General features: G+C 61.6%; 22 protein-coding genes. 10 read left to right on the top strand and 12 right to left on the bottom strand.

What is annotated here, in order from left to right:
* The first annotated feature begins 1 nt into the window (after position 1).
* Both A3714_RS08680 and A3714_RS08675 read left to right on the top strand, forming a co-directional pair.
* Positions 2-1,471, top strand: coding sequence for a hypothetical protein (locus A3714_RS08680; RefSeq protein WP_156493072.1), 1,470 nt, complete (start codon positions 2-4; stop codon positions 1,469-1,471).
* Between the two features lie 181 nt (positions 1,472-1,652).
* Positions 1,653-3,335, top strand: coding sequence for an alpha/beta hydrolase (locus A3714_RS08675; RefSeq protein ID WP_062815271.1), 1,683 nt, complete (start codon positions 1,653-1,655; stop codon positions 3,333-3,335).
* A gap of 29 nt (positions 3,336-3,364) precedes the next feature.
* Here the strand turns inward: A3714_RS08675 and A3714_RS08670 are convergent, their stop codons facing one another.
* From A3714_RS08670 to A3714_RS08645, 6 genes are all read right to left on the bottom strand, one after another.
* The gene (locus tag A3714_RS08670; protein ID WP_082844817.1) at positions 3,365-3,859 is read right to left on the bottom strand and encodes an NUDIX hydrolase; all 495 of its coding nucleotides are present in this window, start codon (positions 3,857-3,859) and stop codon (positions 3,365-3,367) included.
* A gap of 15 nt (positions 3,860-3,874) precedes the next feature.
* Entirely contained in the window at positions 3,875-4,210 is a 336-nt protein-coding gene (locus A3714_RS08665; RefSeq protein ID WP_062815269.1) for a gamma-glutamylcyclotransferase, read from the bottom strand.
* Between the two features lie 71 nt (positions 4,211-4,281).
* Positions 4,282-5,184: an endonuclease/exonuclease/phosphatase family protein gene (locus A3714_RS08660; protein WP_062815268.1), complete on the bottom strand. Its 903-nt coding sequence runs from the start codon at positions 5,182-5,184 to the stop codon at positions 4,282-4,284.
* A gap of 13 nt (positions 5,185-5,197) precedes the next feature.
* The gene (locus tag A3714_RS08655) at positions 5,198-5,833 is read right to left on the bottom strand and encodes a thiol:disulfide interchange protein DsbA/DsbL (protein WP_063510022.1); all 636 of its coding nucleotides are present in this window, start codon (positions 5,831-5,833) and stop codon (positions 5,198-5,200) included.
* Positions 5,834-6,005: 172 nt separating this feature from the next.
* The gene (locus A3714_RS08650; RefSeq protein ID WP_063510023.1) at positions 6,006-6,659 is read right to left on the bottom strand and encodes a cytochrome c; all 654 of its coding nucleotides are present in this window, start codon (positions 6,657-6,659) and stop codon (positions 6,006-6,008) included.
* Positions 6,660-6,682: 23 nt separating this feature from the next.
* Positions 6,683-6,976: a cytochrome c5 family protein gene (locus A3714_RS08645; protein ID WP_062815265.1), complete on the bottom strand. Its 294-nt coding sequence runs from the start codon at positions 6,974-6,976 to the stop codon at positions 6,683-6,685.
* A 169-nt stretch (positions 6,977-7,145) separates the two neighbouring features.
* On the opposite strand from A3714_RS08645, the gene yihA reads away from it, so the two are divergent.
* Positions 7,146-7,778: a ribosome biogenesis GTP-binding protein YihA/YsxC gene (gene yihA / locus A3714_RS08640; RefSeq protein WP_063508991.1), complete on the top strand. Its 633-nt coding sequence runs from the start codon at positions 7,146-7,148 to the stop codon at positions 7,776-7,778.
* A 1,011-nt stretch (positions 7,779-8,789) separates the two neighbouring features.
* On the opposite strand, the gene A3714_RS08635 is transcribed toward yihA, so the two are convergent.
* The 6 genes from A3714_RS08635 to A3714_RS08610 are packed head-to-tail and all read right to left on the bottom strand — an operon-like array spanning position 8,790 to position 14,509.
* Positions 8,790-9,122 (bottom strand): Na+/H+ antiporter subunit G, encoded by a 333-nt coding sequence (locus tag A3714_RS08635; RefSeq protein WP_062815263.1) that lies wholly within the window; start codon positions 9,120-9,122, stop codon positions 8,790-8,792.
* Positions 9,123-9,158: 36 nt separating this feature from the next.
* On the bottom strand, positions 9,159-9,428 hold the full coding sequence (locus A3714_RS08630; protein WP_035245990.1) for a K+/H+ antiporter subunit F: 270 nt from the start codon (positions 9,426-9,428) through the stop codon (positions 9,159-9,161).
* Complete coding sequence (locus tag A3714_RS08625; RefSeq protein WP_062815262.1) at positions 9,422-9,907, bottom strand: Na+/H+ antiporter subunit E; 486 nt, start codon at positions 9,905-9,907, stop codon at positions 9,422-9,424. The genes A3714_RS08630 and A3714_RS08625 overlap by 7 nt, the downstream gene beginning before the upstream one ends.
* Positions 9,904-11,385, bottom strand: coding sequence for a monovalent cation/H+ antiporter subunit D (locus A3714_RS08620; RefSeq protein ID WP_063508992.1), 1,482 nt, complete (start codon positions 11,383-11,385; stop codon positions 9,904-9,906). The genes A3714_RS08625 and A3714_RS08620 overlap by 4 nt, the downstream gene beginning before the upstream one ends.
* Positions 11,382-11,717, bottom strand: a complete 336-nt coding sequence (locus A3714_RS08615; RefSeq protein ID WP_062815260.1) for a Na+/H+ antiporter subunit C — start codon at positions 11,715-11,717, stop codon at positions 11,382-11,384. The genes A3714_RS08620 and A3714_RS08615 overlap by 4 nt, the downstream gene beginning before the upstream one ends.
* Entirely contained in the window at positions 11,717-14,509 is a 2,793-nt protein-coding gene (locus tag A3714_RS08610) for a monovalent cation/H+ antiporter subunit A (protein WP_063508993.1), read from the bottom strand. Before A3714_RS08610 ends, A3714_RS08615 begins: the two co-directional genes overlap by 1 nt.
* Positions 14,510-14,888: 379 nt before the next feature.
* Between A3714_RS08610 and A3714_RS08605 the strand changes: the two genes are divergently transcribed.
* The 7 genes from A3714_RS08605 to mnhG form a co-directional block, all read left to right on the top strand.
* Complete coding sequence (locus tag A3714_RS08605) at positions 14,889-17,216, top strand: putative monovalent cation/H+ antiporter subunit A (protein ID WP_063525698.1); 2,328 nt, start codon at positions 14,889-14,891, stop codon at positions 17,214-17,216.
* A 167-nt stretch (positions 17,217-17,383) separates the two neighbouring features.
* Positions 17,384-17,851, top strand: coding sequence for a Na+/H+ antiporter subunit B (locus tag A3714_RS08600; RefSeq protein WP_062815257.1), 468 nt, complete (start codon positions 17,384-17,386; stop codon positions 17,849-17,851).
* The gene (locus A3714_RS08595) at positions 17,848-18,195 is read left to right on the top strand and encodes a Na+/H+ antiporter subunit C (protein WP_062815256.1); all 348 of its coding nucleotides are present in this window, start codon (positions 17,848-17,850) and stop codon (positions 18,193-18,195) included. Before A3714_RS08600 ends, A3714_RS08595 begins: the two co-directional genes overlap by 4 nt.
* The gene (locus A3714_RS08590) at positions 18,192-19,685 is read left to right on the top strand and encodes a Na+/H+ antiporter subunit D (RefSeq protein WP_062815255.1); all 1,494 of its coding nucleotides are present in this window, start codon (positions 18,192-18,194) and stop codon (positions 19,683-19,685) included. Before A3714_RS08595 ends, A3714_RS08590 begins: the two co-directional genes overlap by 4 nt.
* Positions 19,682-20,155: a Na+/H+ antiporter subunit E gene (locus A3714_RS08585; RefSeq protein ID WP_062815254.1), complete on the top strand. Its 474-nt coding sequence runs from the start codon at positions 19,682-19,684 to the stop codon at positions 20,153-20,155. Before A3714_RS08590 ends, A3714_RS08585 begins: the two co-directional genes overlap by 4 nt.
* Before the next feature lie 133 nt (positions 20,156-20,288).
* Positions 20,289-20,564 carry a cation:proton antiporter gene (locus tag A3714_RS08580; protein WP_062815253.1) on the top strand — a complete coding sequence of 92 codons (276 nt, stop codon included), beginning with the start codon at positions 20,289-20,291 and terminating at the stop codon, positions 20,562-20,564.
* A 16-nt stretch (positions 20,565-20,580) separates the two neighbouring features.
* A partial coding sequence (gene mnhG, locus A3714_RS08575) for a monovalent cation/H(+) antiporter subunit G (protein WP_231867839.1) occupies positions 20,581-20,920 on the top strand: 340 nt, incomplete at its 3' end.

Below are 20,920 nucleotides of genomic sequence, written 5' to 3'. Positions count from 1 at the left end.
CATGTCAATTCGACCCCTTTACCGCTTCGCTCAGGTCATAACCTGCCTGCTTCTGATCAGTGGCTGTACGACCTATCGTTATGTTCCGGCAGCGACGGAGGCAAACCCTCAAGAGACCGTCAACACGGCCCCCGTTGCGCTTCGCATCGACTCACCCGTAGCCAGTCGCGAGGCCCATCAGCCCAACACGCCGGAATGGCAGAAAATGAAGCCTGCGCTGGAAAAAGCGGTGGCGGACAATCTCAAGGATCTTTCCTCGCAACCCGTGTCGGCGCCCTCACCCACCCTTGCGGTGAGCGTGGACAATGACGGCTCGCAAATGCACTGGGGCTCCTTTTTCCTCTACATCGTCACCCTGACTCTGGTGCCAGCCACTGATGACCTTCAGTTCGAGAGTCACATGACGGTGAAGTCCGGAGAGAAGACCCTGTTCACGTCCCGGGAAAAGGGTGAAATGAGACGTTACCTGTCGGTCTATTTCCCCACACCGCTGTTTATCGGCAAAAGCGACCCTGCCGTTGCGTCTCAGGACATGACTCAGGCCATGATGGCCAGGCACCGGCAAGCGCTGGACCAGTGGATGACGGCAGAGAAGCAGCAGTATGACCAGCAAGTGGCAGGCAAGAGCATGCTGGAGCAACGCCAATGGCTGATCGACAATCCCGACAGCCTCTTTGCCGGTGACATTCTCGCCAACCTGGCCGCCCATACTCCCCGGCGCAACACCCTGGGCTGGCACCGGGAAAATGTCGCCCTGTTTCCCGGTTATATATCGCTGCTTCCCGAAGAAGACGCCTTGTGGTTCGTGGGACCGGAAGACCGTCGCGTGATTGATCTGGTGGACGCCATCAAACGCAGCAAAAACCAGACAATTCTCGCTGCGTCCGTGGAGACCCAGGGCCCCTACAAGGTATTCGCTGAGGAAGAGGTGCGCCGCTTGCGAAAAATGGGACTGTCCAGCGACCTGATCGCGGCCATGATCCGCAGCACCAGCCAGACATCACCCCAGGCAACCCCGGCTTCCGCTGTGGCTGTCACGCCGACTCCGTCCCGGGAGGAGACTCTGGCGGCCCTGTTGATTCCCGACAACAGCGGCGAGTACATGAACCCCTGGACCAGCGACGGGGTCCTGGCCGAATGGGTCGACAAGGCGATCAATGCCAAAATGGGCAGCGCGGTGGGCTCCGCCGCTGGCGCCTATGCGGCCTCGAAAGCGCTGGATAACGTGCCTTTCGTCGGCGGCTTTCTGGGTTCCAAGGTGGGCAAGAAAGTGGGCCACTCTGCGGCCATCAGTGCGTCCGGCGGCATGGACTACATTCGCCAGACCTCGGACCAGTCCTTCCGCAGCCTGGAGGACATGGCCCGTTATCTGAAGGCGGTCCACGGGACCAACAGCAACTTCCAGGACGCCATCAAGGCTGCTGATGCCATCTATCCCGGCTTGATGCAGTCCCTGGCTTCCGCGCAGTAATCCCCCTTGGTAGTGCCCCGGCAAGAGCCCTTGCCGGGGCACCCCGCATTCCCTCACTGCCCCCTTCCGTTACGCTTTTCTATTCGCTCTTTACCCTCTGCCTGCCCACATTAACGCCATCGCTACAGCCCACAGGGGAAAATTTGCTAAGGTAAAAAGCAGGGATCAATGGGGAATCCAGATGGATATCCAACAAAAACAATGGGATGCGCTTATTGGGCGCATCTACGAAACCGCTTTGTCACCCGGTGACTGGGGCGAATTGCTGGAACCCATGGTGGACTGGTGCCAGCAGGAAAAGCAGGACCTGGCCACCATGGAAGCATTGCTTGCCCATCTGGATCGCGCTGTGCGCAGCAGCAATCACATGCATTCCCAGGAAGACCAGAACCACCTGCTCAATGACATGACCAACCGTCTGCCCTGGCCCATGTTGATGGTGGACGACCAACTGCATGTGGTGAAGCACAATTCCGCCGCTGACCGCATCCTGGCATCGGGCCCGTTACGCATGGCCGATGGCGGCGCACTGATGCTCAGCGATGCCAAACTCAAACAGCAGCTTCAGCAGGTAGTGCGCCTGCAACATGGTCGCGACAGCCAGTTACTGCATTCCGAACAGGAAAAAATGGTCCTGCTGTGTATGCCCGTGTTTCGCTCCGATGCGCCGGATGAGGTATCGCGGGTTACCACCGTGGTCTGGGTGTTTGCCGACCGAAGCGTTGCCGCACCCTCGGTTAAATCTCTGGCGGATCTGTTCGGCATTTCCCCGGCGGAGGCGCGTCTGTTGCACCTGCTTTGCAAGGTGGGCAACCTTAGTCAGAGTGCCGAACTGCTCTCTGTCAGCGTGCATACGGCCCGCACCCAGCTCAAATCGATCATGGGCAAAACCGGTATCAGCAGTCAGGTCGCCCTGGTCAGCCGCGCCATGAGCCATGCCCTGCTGGCAACCCCCACCCTCGCCACCCACGATGGTCATGAAGAGCGCTTTATGGTGCTACCGGATCACCGGGTGCTGAGCTGGTTTGAATATGGCTGCCCGGAAGGCAAGCCGTTGCTGGTCATGGAAAACCAGGCCGGCAATATGCCCTGCCATGAGCCCCATCACGACTGGTATGTGTCACAGGGCCTGAGAGTGCTGGTTGTGGTGCGTCCCGGGTTCGGTATTTCCAGTCCCTGCCCGAACGGCAGCTTTGTGGATTTTGCCGATGATCTGCGCTATTTCTGCGAGCGCCTGAACCTGCAGCAGCCCATCCTCGCCGGGTATTGTTTCGGCGGCCCCTACGCTCTGGCTGCCGCCGCCAGATACCCGTCCCTGTTCCAGCAGGTTGGCGTGATTGGCAGCCTCGTACCCTGGCAATACATGCATTCAGGTCAACTGGACCCCATGCATGACCGGCTACTGAAAATGGTGGATCGCGATCCCAGAATCTTCATCTCTCTGGGGAAAATGGCGCTGCGCGGGGTCAACCGCTCCCCGGAAAAGTTCTTTTCCTTCTTCTCCCGCTTCCTCGACCCCAAAGACGCCAGCCTGATTAACGACCCGGCCGTACAGGCAATCACCCTGCCACAGTTACGCCAACGCTGGTTCCAGGGCGCCAGGGTAATCATTGACGATTATTTGCGGGTGTTGCGCCCCTGGAAGTTTGAGCTGACGGACATCACCATCCCCACCCAGGTCTGGCATGGCGCGCTGGATCGCAGCGTCCAGGTGGAATCCGCCCGCGCCATGGCCGAAGCCATTCCTGGCGCACAGTTTCACGTGCTGGAAAACCAGGGCCGCTACCCGGTCATAGAATGCTGGCAGGAGTTTGTGGAAGCACTGGCTGGCTCGATACCCCAGACCATCACGCAACGGGCCTGACGCGAAACCCCGGCTTGCCGGGTGATCCGTTATTCCGGTTCTGCATTCTCTTGCTGTAGAGCGCGGTTCAGCACGTCCAGGAACAGGTCGAACTGATAGGAAAAACGCCAGTTCTCCCTGTCCAGGGAACCCGGTGAGTGCCAGCTCAACCCCTTCACTTCCGCAAGCGCCCGGGCGGGCACTGCCAGTGGCGACGCCGACAACGGTTGCTGCGGGTAACAGCGGTAGAGATGGAAACCGTTTTTCATCACCTCCAGCCGCCGCCCCACCGTGACCGACAGCCCGGTCTCCTCCAGGGTTTCACGGTATGCCGTACATTGGGCCAGCTCATTCTCCTCCCGGGTGCCGCCCGGAACCCCCAGCTTGCCACCCCAGCGGTGGCTCACCAGCAATGCCTGGCCGTCTTGCAGAATCAGGCAGCCTGCATTTGCCCGCCTGTCATCTTCCTCGCCAGGCACCCGCGGACAGTCAGCCAGGATCGGCGACACCAGGGTCAGCAGCATGGCGATGGCGGGTATTCTCATGGCATGTCCGGCCGGTTATGGCCAGCGACCGCTAGCACAGCGTCGCGCGGATCGGGGCATCCGTTGCAACAGGTAGAGAATGGCGGGGCCGAAGTCGGTCTGAATCGATTCACGGCGGTACACCCGAGGCACCTCTTCAAGCCGGTCCAGCGCTGCCAGAGTAAGCGCATCCACCTCATACAATTCACCCTGCAGTGCCGTGGTCCCGGGACGCCACGCTCCCGGGTAAGTGCCCAGATCAAATAACTGGTAGGCAGGCGCCGTTTGCCAGCTCGCCACGAAACGGGCCCGGCGCAGGAACCCCTGATTTCTGCCACCGCGCTTGAGTGTGCCATACACGAAGACCAGCATCGGAAGAGCCATCAATGGTTGTCGATGAATAAAATCGGGCCCCTTTCAATGGTCGACCCGACGCACCGTTATCAACGAATCAGCGGCAGCCGATGTTCCCGCGTGGCCGCAATCACCTCGTCCGGTACCAGAATTTCCGTGGCCAGGGGCAGGTGGTCCGACAGCAGGCAATCTTCCAGTACCCGGGTGTGACGACTCTGCAGGGCCGGAGACAGCAGAATATGATCGATATGCCGGTCCGGGGCCCAGCTCGGGTAGGTGTTGAGATTGTCGGCTTCCACTGTCCGCAGCCCCAGGCTTGCCAGTGGCGACGCCTCCAGGTGCTCCAGACGGCAATTGAAGTCCCCCATCATGACCACATACTTGTAACCTTCAAGCAGCCGGGCCAGGTAAGCCAGCTGGGTATTGCGCACCTTTTCGCCCAGGGCGAGGTGGGCCACGACGACCACAAGAGGCTGAATGGGATGTCCATACTTGATGATGATGGCACCACGCCCCGGCAGACCGGGGAGCCGATGATCCTTCACTTCAAAGGGCTGATGGCGGCTGAGGAAGCCGTTGCTGAACTGGCCGAGACGGCCCAGATTACGGTTGAGTTGCTGGTGCCAGAAGGCAAAATCACCCAGCGACGCCAGATGCACCAGCTGATTCATGTTCCGTGAGCGCAGGCTGCCGCCATCCACCTCCTGCAGGCCCACCACATCAAAATGGCTGAGCACTTCGGCAATCTGCTCGATGGTTTCCACGCTACGCGGATGCGCCACCAGATGCTTCCAGCTACCGGTGATGTAATCGCCGAACTTCTGGCTGCCAATGCCGGCCTGAATATTGAAGCTGAGCAGCTTGATGCTGGTGTCAGGGAGAAGGATCTCCCGGGTCTGACGGGTGCGCCGCACCCCTTCCCGAGCGAAAGAAAAACCCGCAGGGCGGGTTTTCCAGTCACGATAAGCCGTACGGGCACGATCCAGGAGCATAGAGAGTGCCTAATTAACTACCGGCCTTTTCCTTGTTGGCCAGATACTCGATGACCTCAAACAACTCGTCGGTGGTCTTCAGGTTCTCGCGCAACACCAGGTACTTGCCATTAACCACAAAGTTGGGCACTCCAGGAATCTTGTATTCCTTGGTCAGCGCCTCCGCCTGACGCACCTTGGTGGACACACCGAAGGAGCTGTAAAGACGGTTGAACTTCTCCGGCTCAACACCGTACTTGCGGAAGAAATTGGCCAATGCCGGCTCATTGAAGAGCGGTTCACGATGCTTGTGGATGGCGTCAAACAATGGCGCGTGGATTTCATCCACCAGATTCAGGGTTTCTTCCACATAATAGGCCCGGGCCAGCGGCTCGGCGTTACGCAGGAACAGCACCGGCGTGCGCACATAGTCGATAAATTCCGGTTTGGATTCGAGCCACTTGTCCACTGCAGGCTCCAGGGAGTAACAGTGGGGGCAGGCATAAGAGAAGAACTCCCGCACTTCCACCTTGCTCGGGTCACTCACATTGCCGGGCACATCCAGAATCTTGTAATGGGTGTCCACCGCAAAACGGGCATGTTCTTCGGCGGCAAACGCAGTGGTCGCCAGGCCCAGACTCATCAGCAAAGCTGTCACAAAGCGAAGCATCAGTTCATCTCCTTATTGTTGGTCTCCGCACGGTAGGACCGCCGGAATCATTATTTTCTCCCGCTGCCGGGAAAAACACATCCGCCTCATCGGGGAGCAATTATCTTTTCATGATAACAACGAAAAAGGCAGCCCGCAGGCTGCCTTTTCTACAAACCGTAACCAATCAGACCTATTTGGACAAACCAGAAATATAACTGGCCACCGCCTTGATCTGGGTGTCGCTCATCTTGGCAGCAACGGTCTGCATCATGCCGGGAGCGTCGCCATCCGTATCATTGGTACGCTTGACCACATTATCGCCAAGGTCATTACGGCCAGCGGCACGGAAAGCTTTCAACTGCTCTTCCACATACTGGGCGTTCTGACCGGCCAGAAGCGGATACTTGGCACCCTCAACACCTTGCCCGGCAGGGCCGTGGCAGCCGGAACAGGCAGGCAGACCATTGGCCATGTCACCACCCCGATACAGTTTGGCACCCTGCTCAACCCAATCCGGGTCGGCCTGGCCGATAGAGGGCTCCTGGGAGGCATAGTATGCACCCAGATCCGCCATATCCTGCTCGCTCAGGTTCGCTACCTGACCGGCCATGATGGCGTTTTCCCGTTTACCGGACTTGTAATCCTGGAGCTGCTTGACCAGGTATGCTTCCCCCTGGCCTGCCAGCTTCGGGTAATTACCCGCAATCGGCTTGGCCCCACCAGGGCCATGACAAGCGGCGCAGGGAGCGGCTTTTGCTTCGCCAGCTTCAGCATCGCCTGCTGCCAGGGTCGGGTTGGCTACTGCGGCAGCCGCCATCAGCACGAACAGTTTGAAAAACTTCATGGCCTATCCTTTCCTACAGCGTCTTATTTGCTTTTGGACATGTACTCAATCAGAGCACGGTATTCGTCGTCGCTACAGTCGTTACACATGCCTTTTGGCGGCATGGCGTTATACCCTTCCTTCACATGCTTCACCAGGGTATCCATGCCTTTCGCCAACAGCGGCTTCCAGGCGGCCTCATCGTGAGACTTGGGTGCACCCGCAGCCCCTGAGGAATGGCAGAAGGTGCAGCTACTGCTGTAGCGCTCTTCCACGGTGGCGGCGCTGGCCGCTCCTGCCATCATGATCAATGCAATACCTGCTACCAAACCCTTCATATCCTACCTCTGCTATGCTGGCGTCAACCGCTGGCGAAGTGTGGATTTGCCTTTCCCGTCAAACCCTTGTAGAACGTCGACCGCCCTGGCTATCGCCAGGAGAGTCAGGCGGCCGGGATTATATACCAGTCTGGCACGCGCCGTCATATTCCATGTGAAGGGTAAGGTTATGCCACAACATCCCGCTGAAGTCCTGCTCCACCAGGCCAGTTTCCTGCAAAGCGCCCAGCGCCTGGACCAGTGCCCGCCTGACGAGGGCCGGGAAGTGGCCTTCGCCGGCCGCTCCAACGCCGGTAAATCCAGCGCCATCAACCGCCTGACCGGGCAGAGAACCCTTGCCCGGACCTCCAAGACCCCCGGCCGCACCCAGCTGATCAACTTTTTTGCCCTGGACGAGGAACGGCGTCTGGTGGACCTGCCCGGCTACGGCTACGCCAAGGTGGCCAAGAGCAAGCGCAACGAGTGGCAGGAACACCTGGATCACTACCTGGCCGAGCGCCAGGTGCTGGTGGGGCTGGTATTGATGATGGATATTCGCCATCCCCTCAAGGATTTCGATCTGCTGATGCTGGAATGGTCCGCCCAGGCCAACATGCCGATTCATATCCTCATGACCAAGGCCGACAAACTCAAGTTCGGCGCCGCCAAATCCACCCTGCTGAAGGTACAGAGCCAGCTCAAGAACCATCCTGCACCGCTGTCCTTGCAATTATTTTCTGCCACCAACGGTACCGGCTGCGAAGCGGCCTGGGACAAACTGGGGGAATGGTTGGAGATCGCAGCGCCTGACCAGAACGAGTGACGAGTTTCGAAACCGGCCTCTGTGGCAGCCGGACTTACTGACGTTCGGGGCCTCTGGACAATGCCCATGGCTTGCCGGCAAGCGGTGATCACCAGGCATTGGGGATTCTGAAAGGTTTTCGCAACTCGGTACTCGTACCTCGCCACTTCCTTCCGGGAAAAACTTCCAGACAAAAAAATCCCCGGCAGCAATTCTTGGGGGAAGGGAACGACTTGCTGCCGGGGAGGCTTGCCGCCCCGGCCTCTTTGGGGGGAAAGGCCGGGACAAAACACGACGGGCCGGTGAGGGTACTGGGGGATCGGGGGTTCCGGCCCGTCGCATTAATAGAGACTGCCGTGTTCGCTGAAAAGTTCCAGCCCCTTGCCCTGTTTTTTTGCCCGACTGTCGATCTGCGTCACAAAACTGGCACTGTATGGCACACGCCTGCCCCCGTCCCGCTTCTGCCGCAATGGAAAAGCGGACCCAACTGTCCCCTATCCCACTGATCAGCAAGAAGTATTAGTCACGCGGAGATCTCTGGCACAGGGATTGCTTAGTTCTTGGACAGAAGTTCGCGAACTGCGCGAAAACCCGAAGAGGTTGCAGTTTGCCATTGCCTGTCAGCACAAACGACAGGCAAAAAAAATCCCTGGCAGCAATCTTGGGGGAAGGGAACGACTGCGCTGCCAGGGAGGCTTGCCGCCCCAACCTCTGGGGGGAGATTGGGGAGTCCAAATACGCTACGGATCGACGAGGGTACTGGGGGATCGGGGGGTGCCAATCCGTAGCTATTCTTTAGGACCACACCGTTTTTTCGAAAGTTCCTGCCGGTTTCACCTTTTACATTTTTTACGATCGAATAAGCTACAAGCCGCAAGCTTCAAGCTGCAACACGATTAAGGCTGCAGCCAACCGACCCCCTCTCCTCCGCGATTCCCGCATACAAACCCGACGTTAAATCGCGGGCATGGCTTTGCCGCATCGTCCTACCAGTTTTCCGCGTTGCAGCTTGTTGCTTGGAGCTTGCCGCTTTTACTGCTTCCAGGGCTCTCCCTGGGTGCCCTTCATCCGCTTCAGATCCCGGTGCATGGCGGCCTTGGCCAGCATATGGGCAGACACCGGCGCGGTGATGAACAGAAACAGGGTGATCAGCACCTCATGGAGCTGCAGCCCCCGTTCCTGCCAGGAAAAGAACAGCAGGGACGCAATGATGGTGCCGCCCACTCCCAGGGTGGTGGCCTTGGTGGGGCCATGCAAACGGGTATAGAAGTCCGGCAAGCGCGCCAGGCCGATGGACCCGATCAGCGCAAAGATGCCGCCCACCACCACAAATATGGCCACCAGCCATTCAATCAAGACGTCCATAAAAGCTCCAACTTGCCTGACACCGGGTGCCAGGCATTATTCAATGATGTCACCGCGGGTAATGTACTTGGCCACCGCCACGGTGCTGACAAAGCCGATCAGGGCAATCAGCATGGCCGCCTCGAAATACAGCTTGCTGTCCACCTGGATGCCGTAGACCACAATCAGGGCAATGCTGTTGATGTACATGGTGTCCAGCGCCAGCACCCGGTCCGGCAGGGAAGGACCGATCACCAGCCGATACAGGTTCAGCACCCACGCCACCGTGAGCAGGCCAAAGGTCAACGAGATAGCACTCTCTAGCATTCGAAAATCTCCTTGATCGGCCCTTCATAGCGCTGCTTGATCTCCGCCACCAGCGCCGCCGGATCTTCCACGTGCAGGGCGTGCACCAACAGCCGGGTACGGTCCTCGCTCACATCGGCGGACACGGTGCCCGGGGTCAGCGACACGGTACTGGTCAGCACGGTAATGGCAAAACGGTCACGCAGATCCAGCGGCACCTCCACAAAACCGGGCTGCAGATCCTTCACCGGCCCCAACACTTTCACCGCTACCGCCATATTCGCTATCAGAATATCCTTGGCCACCCGCAGCACGAAACGCAGCAGCCCCATACGATCCCGCACCAGCGGCACCTGTGGCCAGAAGGGTCGGGTGCCCAGGGGCAACACCACCGCCAGAATCAGCCCCAACAGGGCATGGCCCACACTGAAGCCATTGAGCAGCAGCCAGGTAAGCCACAACACCAGCGTCAGACTGGGATAGGGAAGCAAGCGTTTCATGAAGCACCTCCCAGCACCGCCCGGATGTAAATCGTCGGATCTGCCAGCTGGCCCGCCACGCCGGCACACAACTGCAACAGGGGCTCAGCCGCCAACGCCAGGGCCGGGCTGGCCAGCAACAGGGCCAGCATGGGAATAACCCGTCGCTTGCCCAGCTTCCTGTCGACAACTTCACCGTGCACCCGCCAGAACAGGGTGGAACCGGCCCGGCTCATGCCCACCAGACCCGCCAGACCCGCCAGCAGCAGGAGCGTCCAGTAAGGCGCACTGGGTACCGCCTGCAACAGCGCCAGTTTGCCGATAAAACCGGACAGGGGCGGCAACCCCACCACCGCCACAGCTGCGGCAAAGAAGGCCGCCCCCAGCCACTTACCGTGCGCCAGCGGCGGGCCAGACTCCAGCCGGTCTTCACCATCGCCACGGGAGCGGCGCAACAGATCACAGAGCAGGAACAGGGCCGCACAGATCAGGGTGGAATGGATCAGATAATAAAGCGCAGGACCAACCGTCTGTGGCTCGCCAACGCTCAGCGCCGCCACCAGGGTCCCCACCGACATGACCACCAGATAGGCCACCAGCCCACCCAATCGTGACGCCGACAGAGCCCCGATAGCCGCCAGGGCCAGGGTCACCAGCGCCAGCCACCAGAGCAGGTCCGCACCCAGCCCGGCCAGTGGCCCGTCACTGAAGGCCAGCGCCTGCATCCGCAGGATGGCGTAGATACCCACCTTGGTCATGATGGCAAACAGCGCCGCCACCGGCGCGGTGGCATTGGCGTAGGTGGCCGGCAGCCAGAAGTACAGCGGGAACAGGGCCGCCTTCAGACCGAACACCACCCACAGCAACAGCACCGCCACGGTGACCAGTATCTGCTCGCTGCCCTGAAGCGCCTGCGCCTTGACCGCAAAGTCGGCCATGTTGAGCGTCCCCGTGGTGCCGTAGATCAGGCCCAGGGCAATCAGGAACAGGGCCGAGCCCGCCAGGTTCAGTACCACGTAATGCAGACCGGCCTTGACCCGCTCCGGGCCGCGGCCATGCAGCGCCAGACCGTAGGAGGCGATCAGCAATACCTCGAAAAACACAAACAGGTTGAACAGGTCACCGGTCAGAAAGGCCCCGTTGATGCCCATCAACTGAAACTGGAACAGGGCATGGAAATTGGCCCCCCGGCGGTCATCGCCGGCACAGCCATACAGCAACGCCGGCAGGGCCAGCAGCGCCGTCAGCAGCAGCATCAGGGCGCTGAGCTTGTCCAGCACCAGCACGATACCGAACGGCGCCTGCCAGTTGCCCAGCTGATACACCCCCACGTCACCCTGGGCGGCCTGTTGCCACAGCACCAGCGCCACCGGCACCAGGGCGACACAGGACAACAGGCCGGTAAACCGCCGCAGTCGTTGCCGTTCGCGAACTTCCAGCAACAGCAGCAGCCCTGCCAATGCCGGAATGAGGATAGGCGCAATAATCCAGTGGGTCATGAACGTTGCTCCCCGTCCTGACCATCCACATGGTCACTGTGTTGCTCGCCCTGGCTGCGCAGGGCCAGCACCACCAGGAAGGCGGTCATGGCAAACCCGATCACAATGGCGGTCAGCACCAACGCCTGGGTCAACGGGTCGGTGGGGTCGGCACTGGCGCCGACCACCGCCACCTGGTTGATCTTCAGCCCGCCCATGGCAAACAGGAACAGATTCACCCCGTAACCCAGCAGTGTCAGTCCCAGCACTACCGAAAAGGTGCGCGCACGCAGGCACAGGTATACGCCGGTGGCCACCAGCACGCCGATAATCAGCGCCACTAACAACTCCATCAGGTGGTCTCCTTCTTGTCATCAAGCAGCGACAGCTTGCCCAGGTTGGCCAGTATCAGCAGGGTGGCGCCCACCACGGTGAGGAACACGCCGGTATCGAACAACATGGCACTGGCCAATTCGAAATCGCCGACCAGGGGCCAGTGCACATGGGTAAAGGTGCTGGTCAGGAACGGCGAATCGAAGGCCCAGCTGGCCACACCGGTGAGCCCCGCCAGCAACACGCCCAGGGCGACCAGCGGGTGATAATCCCCCGGGATGCGCTTGTGCACCCAGGTCACCCCGGACGCCACATACTGCAACAGCAGCGCCACCGAGGTGATCAGCCCCGCCACAAAACCGCCGCCGGGCAGATTGTGCCCGCGCAGGAAGATATACACCGCGATCATCAACGCCAGCGGCAACAGTGGCCGCGACAGGGTGACCAGCACCAGCGGATGGGCATCATGGGCCCAGGGCCGGCCGAAGGGATCGTACTTGGCGGAGGCCAGCTTCAGATCACTGAGCAGGGCATAGATCCCCAGGGCGGCAATCCCCAGCACGGTAATTTCGCCGAAGGTATCGAAGCCGCGGAAATCCACCAGGATCACATTGACCACATTGGTACCGCCGCCGCCGGGCACACTGTTTTCCAGGAAGAAGGGGCTGATGGTGGCGGTGTCCGTGGTCATCACCAGCAAGGCGGCCACGGCCACCCCGGTGCCGATCAGCCCCGCCAGCACCACATCACGGCCCACCCGCAGGGAGTTGGAATCCGCCTTGGCCCGCGCCGGCAGGAAATACATGGCCAGCATCATCAGCAACACGCTGACCACTTCCACGGACAGCTGGGTAAGCGCCAGATCCGGCGCCGAGAAGCGCACAAAGATCAGCGACACAATCAGGCCCACCACACTCAGGCTGATAATCGCCATCATCCGCTGACGATGCAGCACCGTGGTCAGCAAGGCAGCGGCGATCAACATCAGAGCACAAAGCACCGACACCCCATCCACGGGCAGCATGGCGCGCTCCCCGGTAACGCGGTCGAGCTCAGGCAGCTGCCACACCAGCACCGCCGCCACCATCGCCAGCACCCAGGCCACATAGCCCTGCAACGAGCCGTTCTGGAAGTGCCGGGTAACCGCCGCGGCCCCTCTCACCAGACGCTGAATGGCCCCTTCAAAGACCTGCTTGGCATCGATTTCCGGCAGGCCCGCATACCAGGCAAACAACCGCCGCCGGCAGGCGTACACGGCAATACCGCCGACCATGGCGATGACACTCATCAACAAGGGAATATTGAGCCCGTGCCACACCGCCAGGTGATACTCCGGCAGGGTGCCACCCAGGGTGGCCGTGGCCGCCACCGCCAGCAGCCCGGCCACGGTGATTGCCGGGAACACCCCCACCGCCACACACAGGGCCACCAGGATTTCCACCGGAATCTTCATGTAGCGGGGCGGTTCCCGGGGCGGGAACTTGGGCAGATTCACCGGCTCGCCATTGAAGAACACGTCATGAATAAAGCGCGCCGAATAGGCCACCGAGAACACCCCGCCCAGGGTGGCGCCCAGCGGCAACAACCAGCTCAGGGCCCCCAACTGATCGGACTGCAGGGTCTCGGTAAAGAACATTTCCTTGGACAGGAACCCGTTCAGTAACGGCACCCCGGCCATGGCCGCCGACGCCACCATGGCAAGCACGGCGGTATAGGGCATGTACTTCCACAGCCCGTTGATGCGGCGCATGTCGCGGGTACCGGTCTGCTGATCAATGATCCCCGCCGCCATGAACAGGCCCGCCTTGAAGGTGGCGTGGTTGATGATATGAAACACCCCGGCCACCGCCGCCAGCGGCGAATTGAGCCCGAACAGCAAGGTAATCAGACCCAGGTGACTGATGGTGGAAAACGCCAGCAGCCCTTTCAGATCGTGCTGGAACAGGGCCCAGACTGCCCCCCACAACAACGTGGCCATGCCGGCAGCGGTAACCAGGTAGAACCACAGGTCGGTGCCTGCCAGTACCGGGTAGAACCGCGCCAGCAGAAAGATGCCTGCCTTGACCATGGTGGCCGAATGCAGATACGCACTCACCGGGGTAGGGGCCGCCATGGCGTGGGGCAGCCAGAAATGGAACGGGAACTGGGCACTCTTGGTAAAGGCCCCCAGCAATACCAGACAGAGAATCACCGGGTAGAGGGCATGCTGTTGCACCAGGGCGCCGTTCTCCAGCACCGTGCTCAGCGAGAAACTGCCCACCACATGGCCAATCAACAACACCCCGGCCAGCAACGCCAGACCGCCCATGCCGGTGACCGTCAGCGCCATGCGAGCCCCCTTGCGGGCAGCGCTGTCGTATTGTTTGTAGCTGATCAGCAGGAAGGAACTGAGGCTGGTCAATTCCCAGAAGAACACCAGAAACAGCAGATTGTCGCTGGTCACCACCCCCAGCATGCTGAACATGAACAGCAGCAACAGGGTATAGAAACGGCCGCCGTCATCCTTGGCCGGCAGGTAATAGTGCGCATACACCACCACCAGCAACCCGATACCCAGAATCAGGATACAGAACAACAGCGCCAGACCATCGAGCCTCAGCGCCAGATTCAGTCCCAGCGAGGGCAACCAGGCCATGGACCACTGTTGCATCCCCCCTTCCCAGATCGGCAGCGACGCCTGGGCCAGCAGCCCCAGGGCAGCCACCACCGGCAGCGCCACCAGCAGGGCGCACCAGCGCCGCCCCAGGCGGCGGGTAAACATGGGCAGAAACGCCGCCAGTAGGGGAAGCAGAACAATTGCAGGCAACATCATGTGCTCTCTTGAATAACAATCCTTGTGCTACCAAACCGGCAGCAAAACTCGGCAAGTATGCCATGCCCCCTTGCCCTTGCAAGAATCCCCCCGACGGCGGCGGCTGTGACAGCAAGCGAACCGGGCAACAGGACACCGGCAAGCTCGCCCTTTTGTTGTCTTCTGGTTACAGGCAGATCGACGACATGGTCTAAATATGCATTTTTTGACCCCGATCAACTCTCTTAAATAAGCAGCAATAAACGCTTTTTTTCGCCGTCAAACGGAACTTTACCTTGCCCGGAATTTCACATGTTGCGTAGGATAATTGCATGCTAATCATCGTTTTACGGTGATCCCATATTCCGCGAAAGCGGGCCACTGATTACGACGGAGCGCCATGCTGACAGGCATCTTGTCTGGATTCTTGCTCGCACCCTTGGCCCCCGCCCTGCATCGGCTTTTTCCCCGTTACAGTGGCTGGCTTCTCGCCTTGCTTCCCGCCGGGCTGACCCTGTATTTTTTCAGCCACTGGCACACCGTCACCCAGGGCGACACCGTGATGTCGCAGTTTGCCTGGGTTCCCGATCTGGCCATGCCATTGAGCTTCATGCTGGATGGCCTGTCACTGCTGTTTGCCCTGATGATCTGCGCCATCGGCGCGCTGATCTTTATCTACGCCGGCCGCTACCTGGAAGGCCACCGGGATCTGCCCCGGCTCTATGTGCTGCTGCTGTGTTTCATGGCCGCCATGCTGGGCGTGGTACTCAGCGACAACCTGATCGTGTTGTTCGTGTTCTGGGAACTCACCAGCATCACCTCCTACCTGCTGATCGGCTTCAACCACGAAGACGCCAACGCCCGGGCCAAGGCCGTGCAGGGGCTGATCGTCACCGTGGGCGGCGGGCTGGCGTTGATGACCGGCTTTATCCTGCTGGGCCACATCGGCGGCAGCTATGAGCTGTCGGAGCTGATCACCCGGGGCGACACCATCGTTGCCCATCCGCTTTACGAACTGACACTGGTGCTGATCGTGCTTGGCGCCTTCACCAAGAGCGCCCAGTTCCCGTTCCATTTCTGGCTCCCCAACGCCATGGCCGCGCCCACCCCGGTGAGCGCCTACCTGCACTCGGCCACCATGGTGAAGGCGGGCATCTACCTGCTGGCAAGGCTGCACCCGGCCATGGGCGGCACCGAGTTGTGGCTTCTGCTGCTGGGCAGCGCCGGCGCCATCACCATGGTGCTGGGCATCTTCCTGGCCCTGCGCGCCACCGGCATCAAACGCATGCTGGCCTATTCCACCGTCATGGCCCTGGGCACCCTGACCCTGCTGATCGGCCTGGGGACTCGCACTGCCCTGCTGGCGGCCATGAGCTACCTGCTGGCCCACTCCCTGTACAAGGGCGCCCTGTTCATGGTGGCCGGCATCATTGACCACCAGACCGGCCGCAAGGATTTCCTCGATACCGGCGGCTGGGCCCGCTATCTGCCCGTGACCAGTGCCAGCGCCGGCCTGGCCGCCCTGTCCCTGGCCGGGGTCATGCCCCTGTTCGGCTTTATCGCCAAGGAACAGCTGCTGGAAGCCGGTTTGCGTCACGGCCATGCCCTGGCCCCGCTGTTCATTGCCGCGATCGTGATCGCCGCCGCCCTGGGGGTGGCCGTGGCCGCGGTGATTGCCATACGCCCCTGGTTCGGCAAACCCGCTCCCCTCACCCATACCCCCAGCGAAGCGCCCCCGGCCATGCTGCTGGGCCCGGTCCTGCTGGCCAGCCTGGGCCTGCTGCTGGGCCTGATTCCCGGGTTGATTGATCGCAGCCTGCTCAGCGCCGCCGCCAGCGCCACCCTGGGAGAAGCCGTGACGCAACCGCTGGCCCTCTGGCACGGCATCAACACCGCCCTGCTGATCAGCATCGGCGCGGTGCTGGTTGGCCTGGTGCTGTTCCGCTACTGGCAGGGCTTCCGCCACTACACCCGCTGGGCGGACACCCTGTCCCGCTTCGGCCCGGAGCAGGCCTATCACCGTCTGATGGATGGCCTGGTGGCCCTGTCCAGTGGCCAGACCCGGCTGCTGCAAAGCGGTTACCTGCGCTATTACCTGATCAGCACCTTGCTGACGCTGGTGGCCATGGTGGCCGCCGCCCTGTGGCTGAACCCGGATGCCCTCAAGCTGCACCTGGATTTCTCCGACATCCAGCTCCACGAGGGCGTGATCGCCGCCGTGCTGGTCAGCGCCACCCTGGCGGCGGTCACCCTGCAATCCCGTCTGGGCGCTGTGGCCAGCCTGGGCGCGGTGGGCTTTTCCATCGCCCTGCTCTATGTGCTGTTCAGCGCCCCGGATCTGAGCATCACCCAAGTGCTGGTGGAAACCCTCACGGTGATCATGCTGGTGCTGGTGCTGTTCCGGTTGCCCGGTTTCCTGCGCCTGACCCGTACCCGCACCCGGCTGGCCGATGCCCTGGTGGGCCTCACCGTGGGCGGCATGGTCACCGCGCTGTTGCTCAGCGTACTGGGCAGCCGCTACCACGGCAGCATTGCCCACTACTTTATCAACGAGAGCGTGCCCGCCGGTTACGGGCGCAATATCGTCAATGTGATTCTGGTGGACTTCCGCGCCCTGGATACCCTGGGCGAAATCTTCGTGCTGGCGCTGGCCGCCACCGGGGTCTACGCCATGCTCAAACTGCGCAGCAAGGGTGACACCACGGAACCGGAGAAGACCCATGACTAACAGAGAAGCGGCAAGCTACAAGCGACAAGCTGCAACGCGCTATGTGCTTTCAGGTTTTGATCGTTTGTGCCCGCGCCTTACCGTTAATCGCGGGGAAAGCCTTGCAGAACATGGGGTCCTTCCCCGTGTTGCAGCTTGCAGCTTGAAGCTTGTCTTCTGGGGGTCCTATGCAGTCTAGACGCCGCATCCCACCACCGGACCGCAACGCCCTGCGCACCCAGTCGCTGATCCTGCGCACCACCGGGTTCTTTCTGCTGCCGCTGCTGCTGCTGTTTGCCCTGTTCCTGTTGCTGCGCGGCCACAACGCCCCGGGCGGGGGCTTTATCGCCGGACTGGTGGCCTCTGCGGCCATCGCCGTGCACCTGTTTGCCATGAGCGAAGCCGGCGCCCGCCGGGTCCTGCGGGTCGATCCCCGCGACCTGATCGCCTGGGGGTTGATCCTGGCGCTGGCCGCCGGGGTCATCGGCCTGTTCAGCGGCCAGCCGTTTCTCACTGCCCACTGGCTCACCGTCAGCCTGCCGGTGTTCGGTGAACTGAAGCTGGGTTCGCCCTTGCTGTTCGATCTGGGGGTGTTTCTGGTGGTGCTGGGCACCGCCAGCACCATCATCATCAACCTGGCGGAGCAGGACACATGACCAGCCTGATGGCCCTGGTGGTGGGCGTGCTCTACGCCGCCGCCATTTACATGATGCTGCGCCGCTCCATCGTCAAACTGGTGATCGGCCTGGTGCTGCTGTCCAACGCCGCCAACCTGCTGATCTTTACCGCCGCCGGCCTGCACCGGGATGCCCCGCCGCTGGTGCCGGATGACGCCCAGGTACCCGCCGGCCTGGTCGCCGATCCGCTGGCCCAGGCACTGATTCTCACCGCCATCGTCATCGGCTTCGGGGTGCTGGCCTTCGCGGTGGTGCTGATCCGCCGGGCCTATGAGGTGGTGGAAGCGGACGACATGAACCAGATGCGGGATACCGACACATGAATCTCCTGGTTATCCTGCCCATTCTGATTCCCCTGGCAGCCGGGGCCCTGTCCCTGCTGGGGCGCCACTCCCAGCGCGTGCAGGGCGCCCTGGCGGTCACCGGCAGCATCGCCCTGGTGATCAGTGCCGTGGCGCTGTTACTGGCCACCTGGGAGCAGGGCCATATCGTGTCCGAGCTGGGCAGCTGGCCCGCCCCCTTCGGCATCGTGCTGGTCAGTGACCTGCTGGCCGCCATCATGGTGTTGCTCAGTGCCGTCACCGGTGCCGCCACCGCGTTTTACTCCCTGGGCACCATCAGCATCGCCCATCGCAAGGCCGGTTATTTCCCGCTGATGCACCTGCTGCTGGCCGGGGTCAACGGCGCCTTCCTCACCGGCGACATCTTCAACCTGTACGTGTGGTTCGAGGTGATGCTGGTGGCGTCCTTCTCCCTGCTCATCCTGGGCGGCGAGCGCGCGCAGATGGAAGGGGCCGTCAAGTACGTGACCCTCAATCTGGTGTCCTCCGCCCTGTTCCTGTCCGCCATAGGGCTGCTCTATGGTTTGGTGGGCACGCTCAACATGGCCGACATTGCCGTGAAGCTGGGCGAAGTGGATACCGGCATGACCACGGTGATCGCCATGCTGTTCATGGTGGCCTTCGGCATCAAGGCCGCGGCGTTCCCCTTCTTCTTCTGGCTGCCCGCCTCCTACCACACCCCCCAAGTGGCGGTGTCCGCCTTGTTCGCCGGCTTGCTGACCAAGGTGGGCGTGTATGCCCTGTTCCGGGTCTTCACCCTGATCTTCGGCATGGATGACCCGCTGATCCATCAGGTGCTGCTGTGGGGCGCCGGGCTGACCATGGTCACCGGGGTACTGGGCGCCGCCGCCCAGTTCGAATTCCGTCGTATCCTGTCGTTCCATATCGTCAGCCAGATCGGCTACATGATGATGGGCCTGGCGCTGGCCTCGGTGAGCGTGCTGGCCCTGGCCGGCGGCATCTTCTACATCATTCACCACATCATCGTGAAGGCGAACCTGTTCTTTGTCAGCGGCCTGGTCTACCGCCTGCGCGGCAGCTACGAGCTCAAGCAGCTGGGCGGCCTGTACCGGGACAAACCCTGGCTGGCGCTGCTGTTCCTGATCCCGGCCCTGTCCCTGGCAGGGATGCCGCCGCTGTCCGGCTTCTTCGGCAAGTTCATCGTCATTCGCGGAGGCGTTGAAGCCGGCGCCTGGGCCCTGGTCGCCGCCGCCCTGGTGGTGGGTCTGCTGACGCTCTACTCCATGACCAAGATCTGGGCCGAGGTATTCTGGAAGGCGGCCCCGGAACCGGCCGCCGCCCCTGCCAGCGGCAGCAACACCCTGCTCTATGCCACCGTGGCCGGCCTGGCACTGATCACCGTGGCCATCGGGGTGGCGGCACAGCCCGTACTGGTACTGGCCATGGCCACCGCCGAACAGCTACTGGACCCGACCCGCTACATCACCGCCGTGCTGGGAGGCGCACCATGAGCCCGTTGAGCTGGAACCTGATTCTGGCCCTGGTCTGGGCCGCCATCACCGGCAACTTCAGCGGCGCCAACCTGCTGGTAGGGTTTGGTCTGGGCTACCTGATTCTCGGCTTCGCCCTGCGCGATGTGCCCGACTTCGCCCGCTACCGCGAGAAAATGCCCCGGGTCCTGATGTTGCTGACCCACTTTCTGCGCGACCTGCTGGTCTCCAACCTGCGGGTGGCCTACGACGTGCTCACCCCCACCCACTACATGCGCCCGGCGGTGGTGGCGGTGCCCCTGCGGGCCAAGACCGATGGTGCCATCACCATCCTGGCCAACATGATTTCCCTGACCCCGGGCACCCTGAGCCTGGACGTGTCCAGCGACCGCAGCGTGCTCTACCTGCACGTCATGTACCTGGACAATGAAGACGACCTGCGCGAACAGATCCACAAACTGGAAGACCGGGTGTTGGCGGTACTGGAATAGGACGGGCGGCAGGCAACACCGCCCCCGTAGGAGCCATGCTTGCATGGCGAATTGACTTGCCGATGGCAGGGCGTTCGCCATGCAAGCATAGCTCCTACGATAGAAACACAGGCGATTAACAACGGAGACAGGCATGCTGCAAAGCGCAATATTTCTCAGCTATCTGCTGCTCAGCCTGGCGCTGCTGGGAGCCCTGGTGCGGCTGGTGCGCGGCCCCACCCTGCCCGACCGGGTCGTGGCCCTGGAGCTGATGGCCTCGCTCACCGTGGCCTTTATTGGCATCTATGCCCTCAACAACGACCGGCCCGCCTTCCTGGATGTGGCCATGGTGCTGGCGCTCACCGCCTTCCTCACCGCCGTGGGCTTTGCCCGTTACCTGGAAAAAGGAGGCCACCGAGGTGATCAATGACCTGCTGGTATCGGTGATGATGGTCGCCGGCACCTTCTTCATGTTTCTGGCCGGCATCGGCGTGCTGCGCATGCCCGACTTGCTGATGCGCCTGCACGCCACCACCAAGGCCGGCACCCTGGGCGCCGGGCTGGTGATGCTGGCCGTGGCCACCCACTTCCTGGATGCCGGCGTCACCGCTCGCACCCTGGCCATCATCCTGTTCATCCTGCTCACCGCCCCGGTGGCCGCCCACGCCATCGGCCGCGCCGGCTACTTCGTGGGCGTGCCCCTGTGGGACAAGATGCTCAAGGACGACCTGAAAGACCGCTACGACCCTGACACCCACATCCTCCACAACCCGGACGACGACAAGA

This window comes from Alcanivorax sp. HI0007, assembly GCF_001635525.1.
In the GTDB taxonomy this organism is placed as follows: domain Bacteria; phylum Pseudomonadota; class Gammaproteobacteria; order Pseudomonadales; family Alcanivoracaceae; genus Alcanivorax.
Note: the sequence above shows the minus strand (reverse complement) of the source record. Positions and strands in the feature narration are given on the sequence as shown.

Excerpts from the sequence above, each read along its gene's own strand:
- A3714_RS08580 (WP_062815253.1), top strand. The coding sequence starts at position 20,289 with ATGCTGCAAAGCGCAATATTTCTCAGCTATCTGCTGCTCAGCCTGGCG.
- A3714_RS08585 (WP_062815254.1), top strand. The coding sequence starts at position 19,682 with ATGAGCCCGTTGAGCTGGAACCTGATTCTGGCCCTGGTCTGGGCCGCC.
- A3714_RS08625 (WP_062815262.1), bottom strand. The coding sequence starts at position 9,907 with ATGAAACGCTTGCTTCCCTATCCCAGTCTGACGCTGGTGTTGTGGCTT.
- A3714_RS08645 (WP_062815265.1), bottom strand. The coding sequence starts at position 6,976 with ATGAAGGGTTTGGTAGCAGGTATTGCATTGATCATGATGGCAGGAGCG.
- A3714_RS08630 (WP_035245990.1), bottom strand. The coding sequence starts at position 9,428 with ATGCTAGAGAGTGCTATCTCGTTGACCTTTGGCCTGCTCACGGTGGCG.
- A3714_RS08605 (WP_063525698.1), top strand. The coding sequence starts at position 14,889 with ATGCTGACAGGCATCTTGTCTGGATTCTTGCTCGCACCCTTGGCCCCC.
- A3714_RS08670 (WP_082844817.1), bottom strand. The coding sequence starts at position 3,859 with ATGAGAATACCCGCCATCGCCATGCTGCTGACCCTGGTGTCGCCGATC.
- A3714_RS08660 (WP_062815268.1), bottom strand. The coding sequence starts at position 5,184 with ATGCTCCTGGATCGTGCCCGTACGGCTTATCGTGACTGGAAAACCCGC.
- A3714_RS08620 (WP_063508992.1), bottom strand. The coding sequence starts at position 11,385 with ATGACCCACTGGATTATTGCGCCTATCCTCATTCCGGCATTGGCAGGG.
- A3714_RS08635 (WP_062815263.1), bottom strand. The coding sequence starts at position 9,122 with ATGGACGTCTTGATTGAATGGCTGGTGGCCATATTTGTGGTGGTGGGC.
- A3714_RS08680 (WP_156493072.1), top strand. The coding sequence starts at position 2 with ATGTCAATTCGACCCCTTTACCGCTTCGCTCAGGTCATAACCTGCCTG.
- A3714_RS08665 (WP_062815269.1), bottom strand. The coding sequence starts at position 4,210 with ATGCTGGTCTTCGTGTATGGCACACTCAAGCGCGGTGGCAGAAATCAG.
- A3714_RS08610 (WP_063508993.1), bottom strand. The coding sequence starts at position 14,509 with ATGATGTTGCCTGCAATTGTTCTGCTTCCCCTACTGGCGGCGTTTCTG.
- A3714_RS08600 (WP_062815257.1), top strand. The coding sequence starts at position 17,384 with ATGCAGTCTAGACGCCGCATCCCACCACCGGACCGCAACGCCCTGCGC.
- A3714_RS08675 (WP_062815271.1), top strand. The coding sequence starts at position 1,653 with ATGGATATCCAACAAAAACAATGGGATGCGCTTATTGGGCGCATCTAC.
- A3714_RS08595 (WP_062815256.1), top strand. The coding sequence starts at position 17,848 with ATGACCAGCCTGATGGCCCTGGTGGTGGGCGTGCTCTACGCCGCCGCC.
- A3714_RS08615 (WP_062815260.1), bottom strand. The coding sequence starts at position 11,717 with ATGGAGTTGTTAGTGGCGCTGATTATCGGCGTGCTGGTGGCCACCGGC.
- A3714_RS08655 (WP_063510022.1), bottom strand. The coding sequence starts at position 5,833 with ATGCTTCGCTTTGTGACAGCTTTGCTGATGAGTCTGGGCCTGGCGACC.
- A3714_RS08650 (WP_063510023.1), bottom strand. The coding sequence starts at position 6,659 with ATGAAGTTTTTCAAACTGTTCGTGCTGATGGCGGCTGCCGCAGTAGCC.
- A3714_RS08590 (WP_062815255.1), top strand. The coding sequence starts at position 18,192 with ATGAATCTCCTGGTTATCCTGCCCATTCTGATTCCCCTGGCAGCCGGG.
- yihA (WP_063508991.1), top strand. The coding sequence starts at position 7,146 with ATGCCACAACATCCCGCTGAAGTCCTGCTCCACCAGGCCAGTTTCCTG.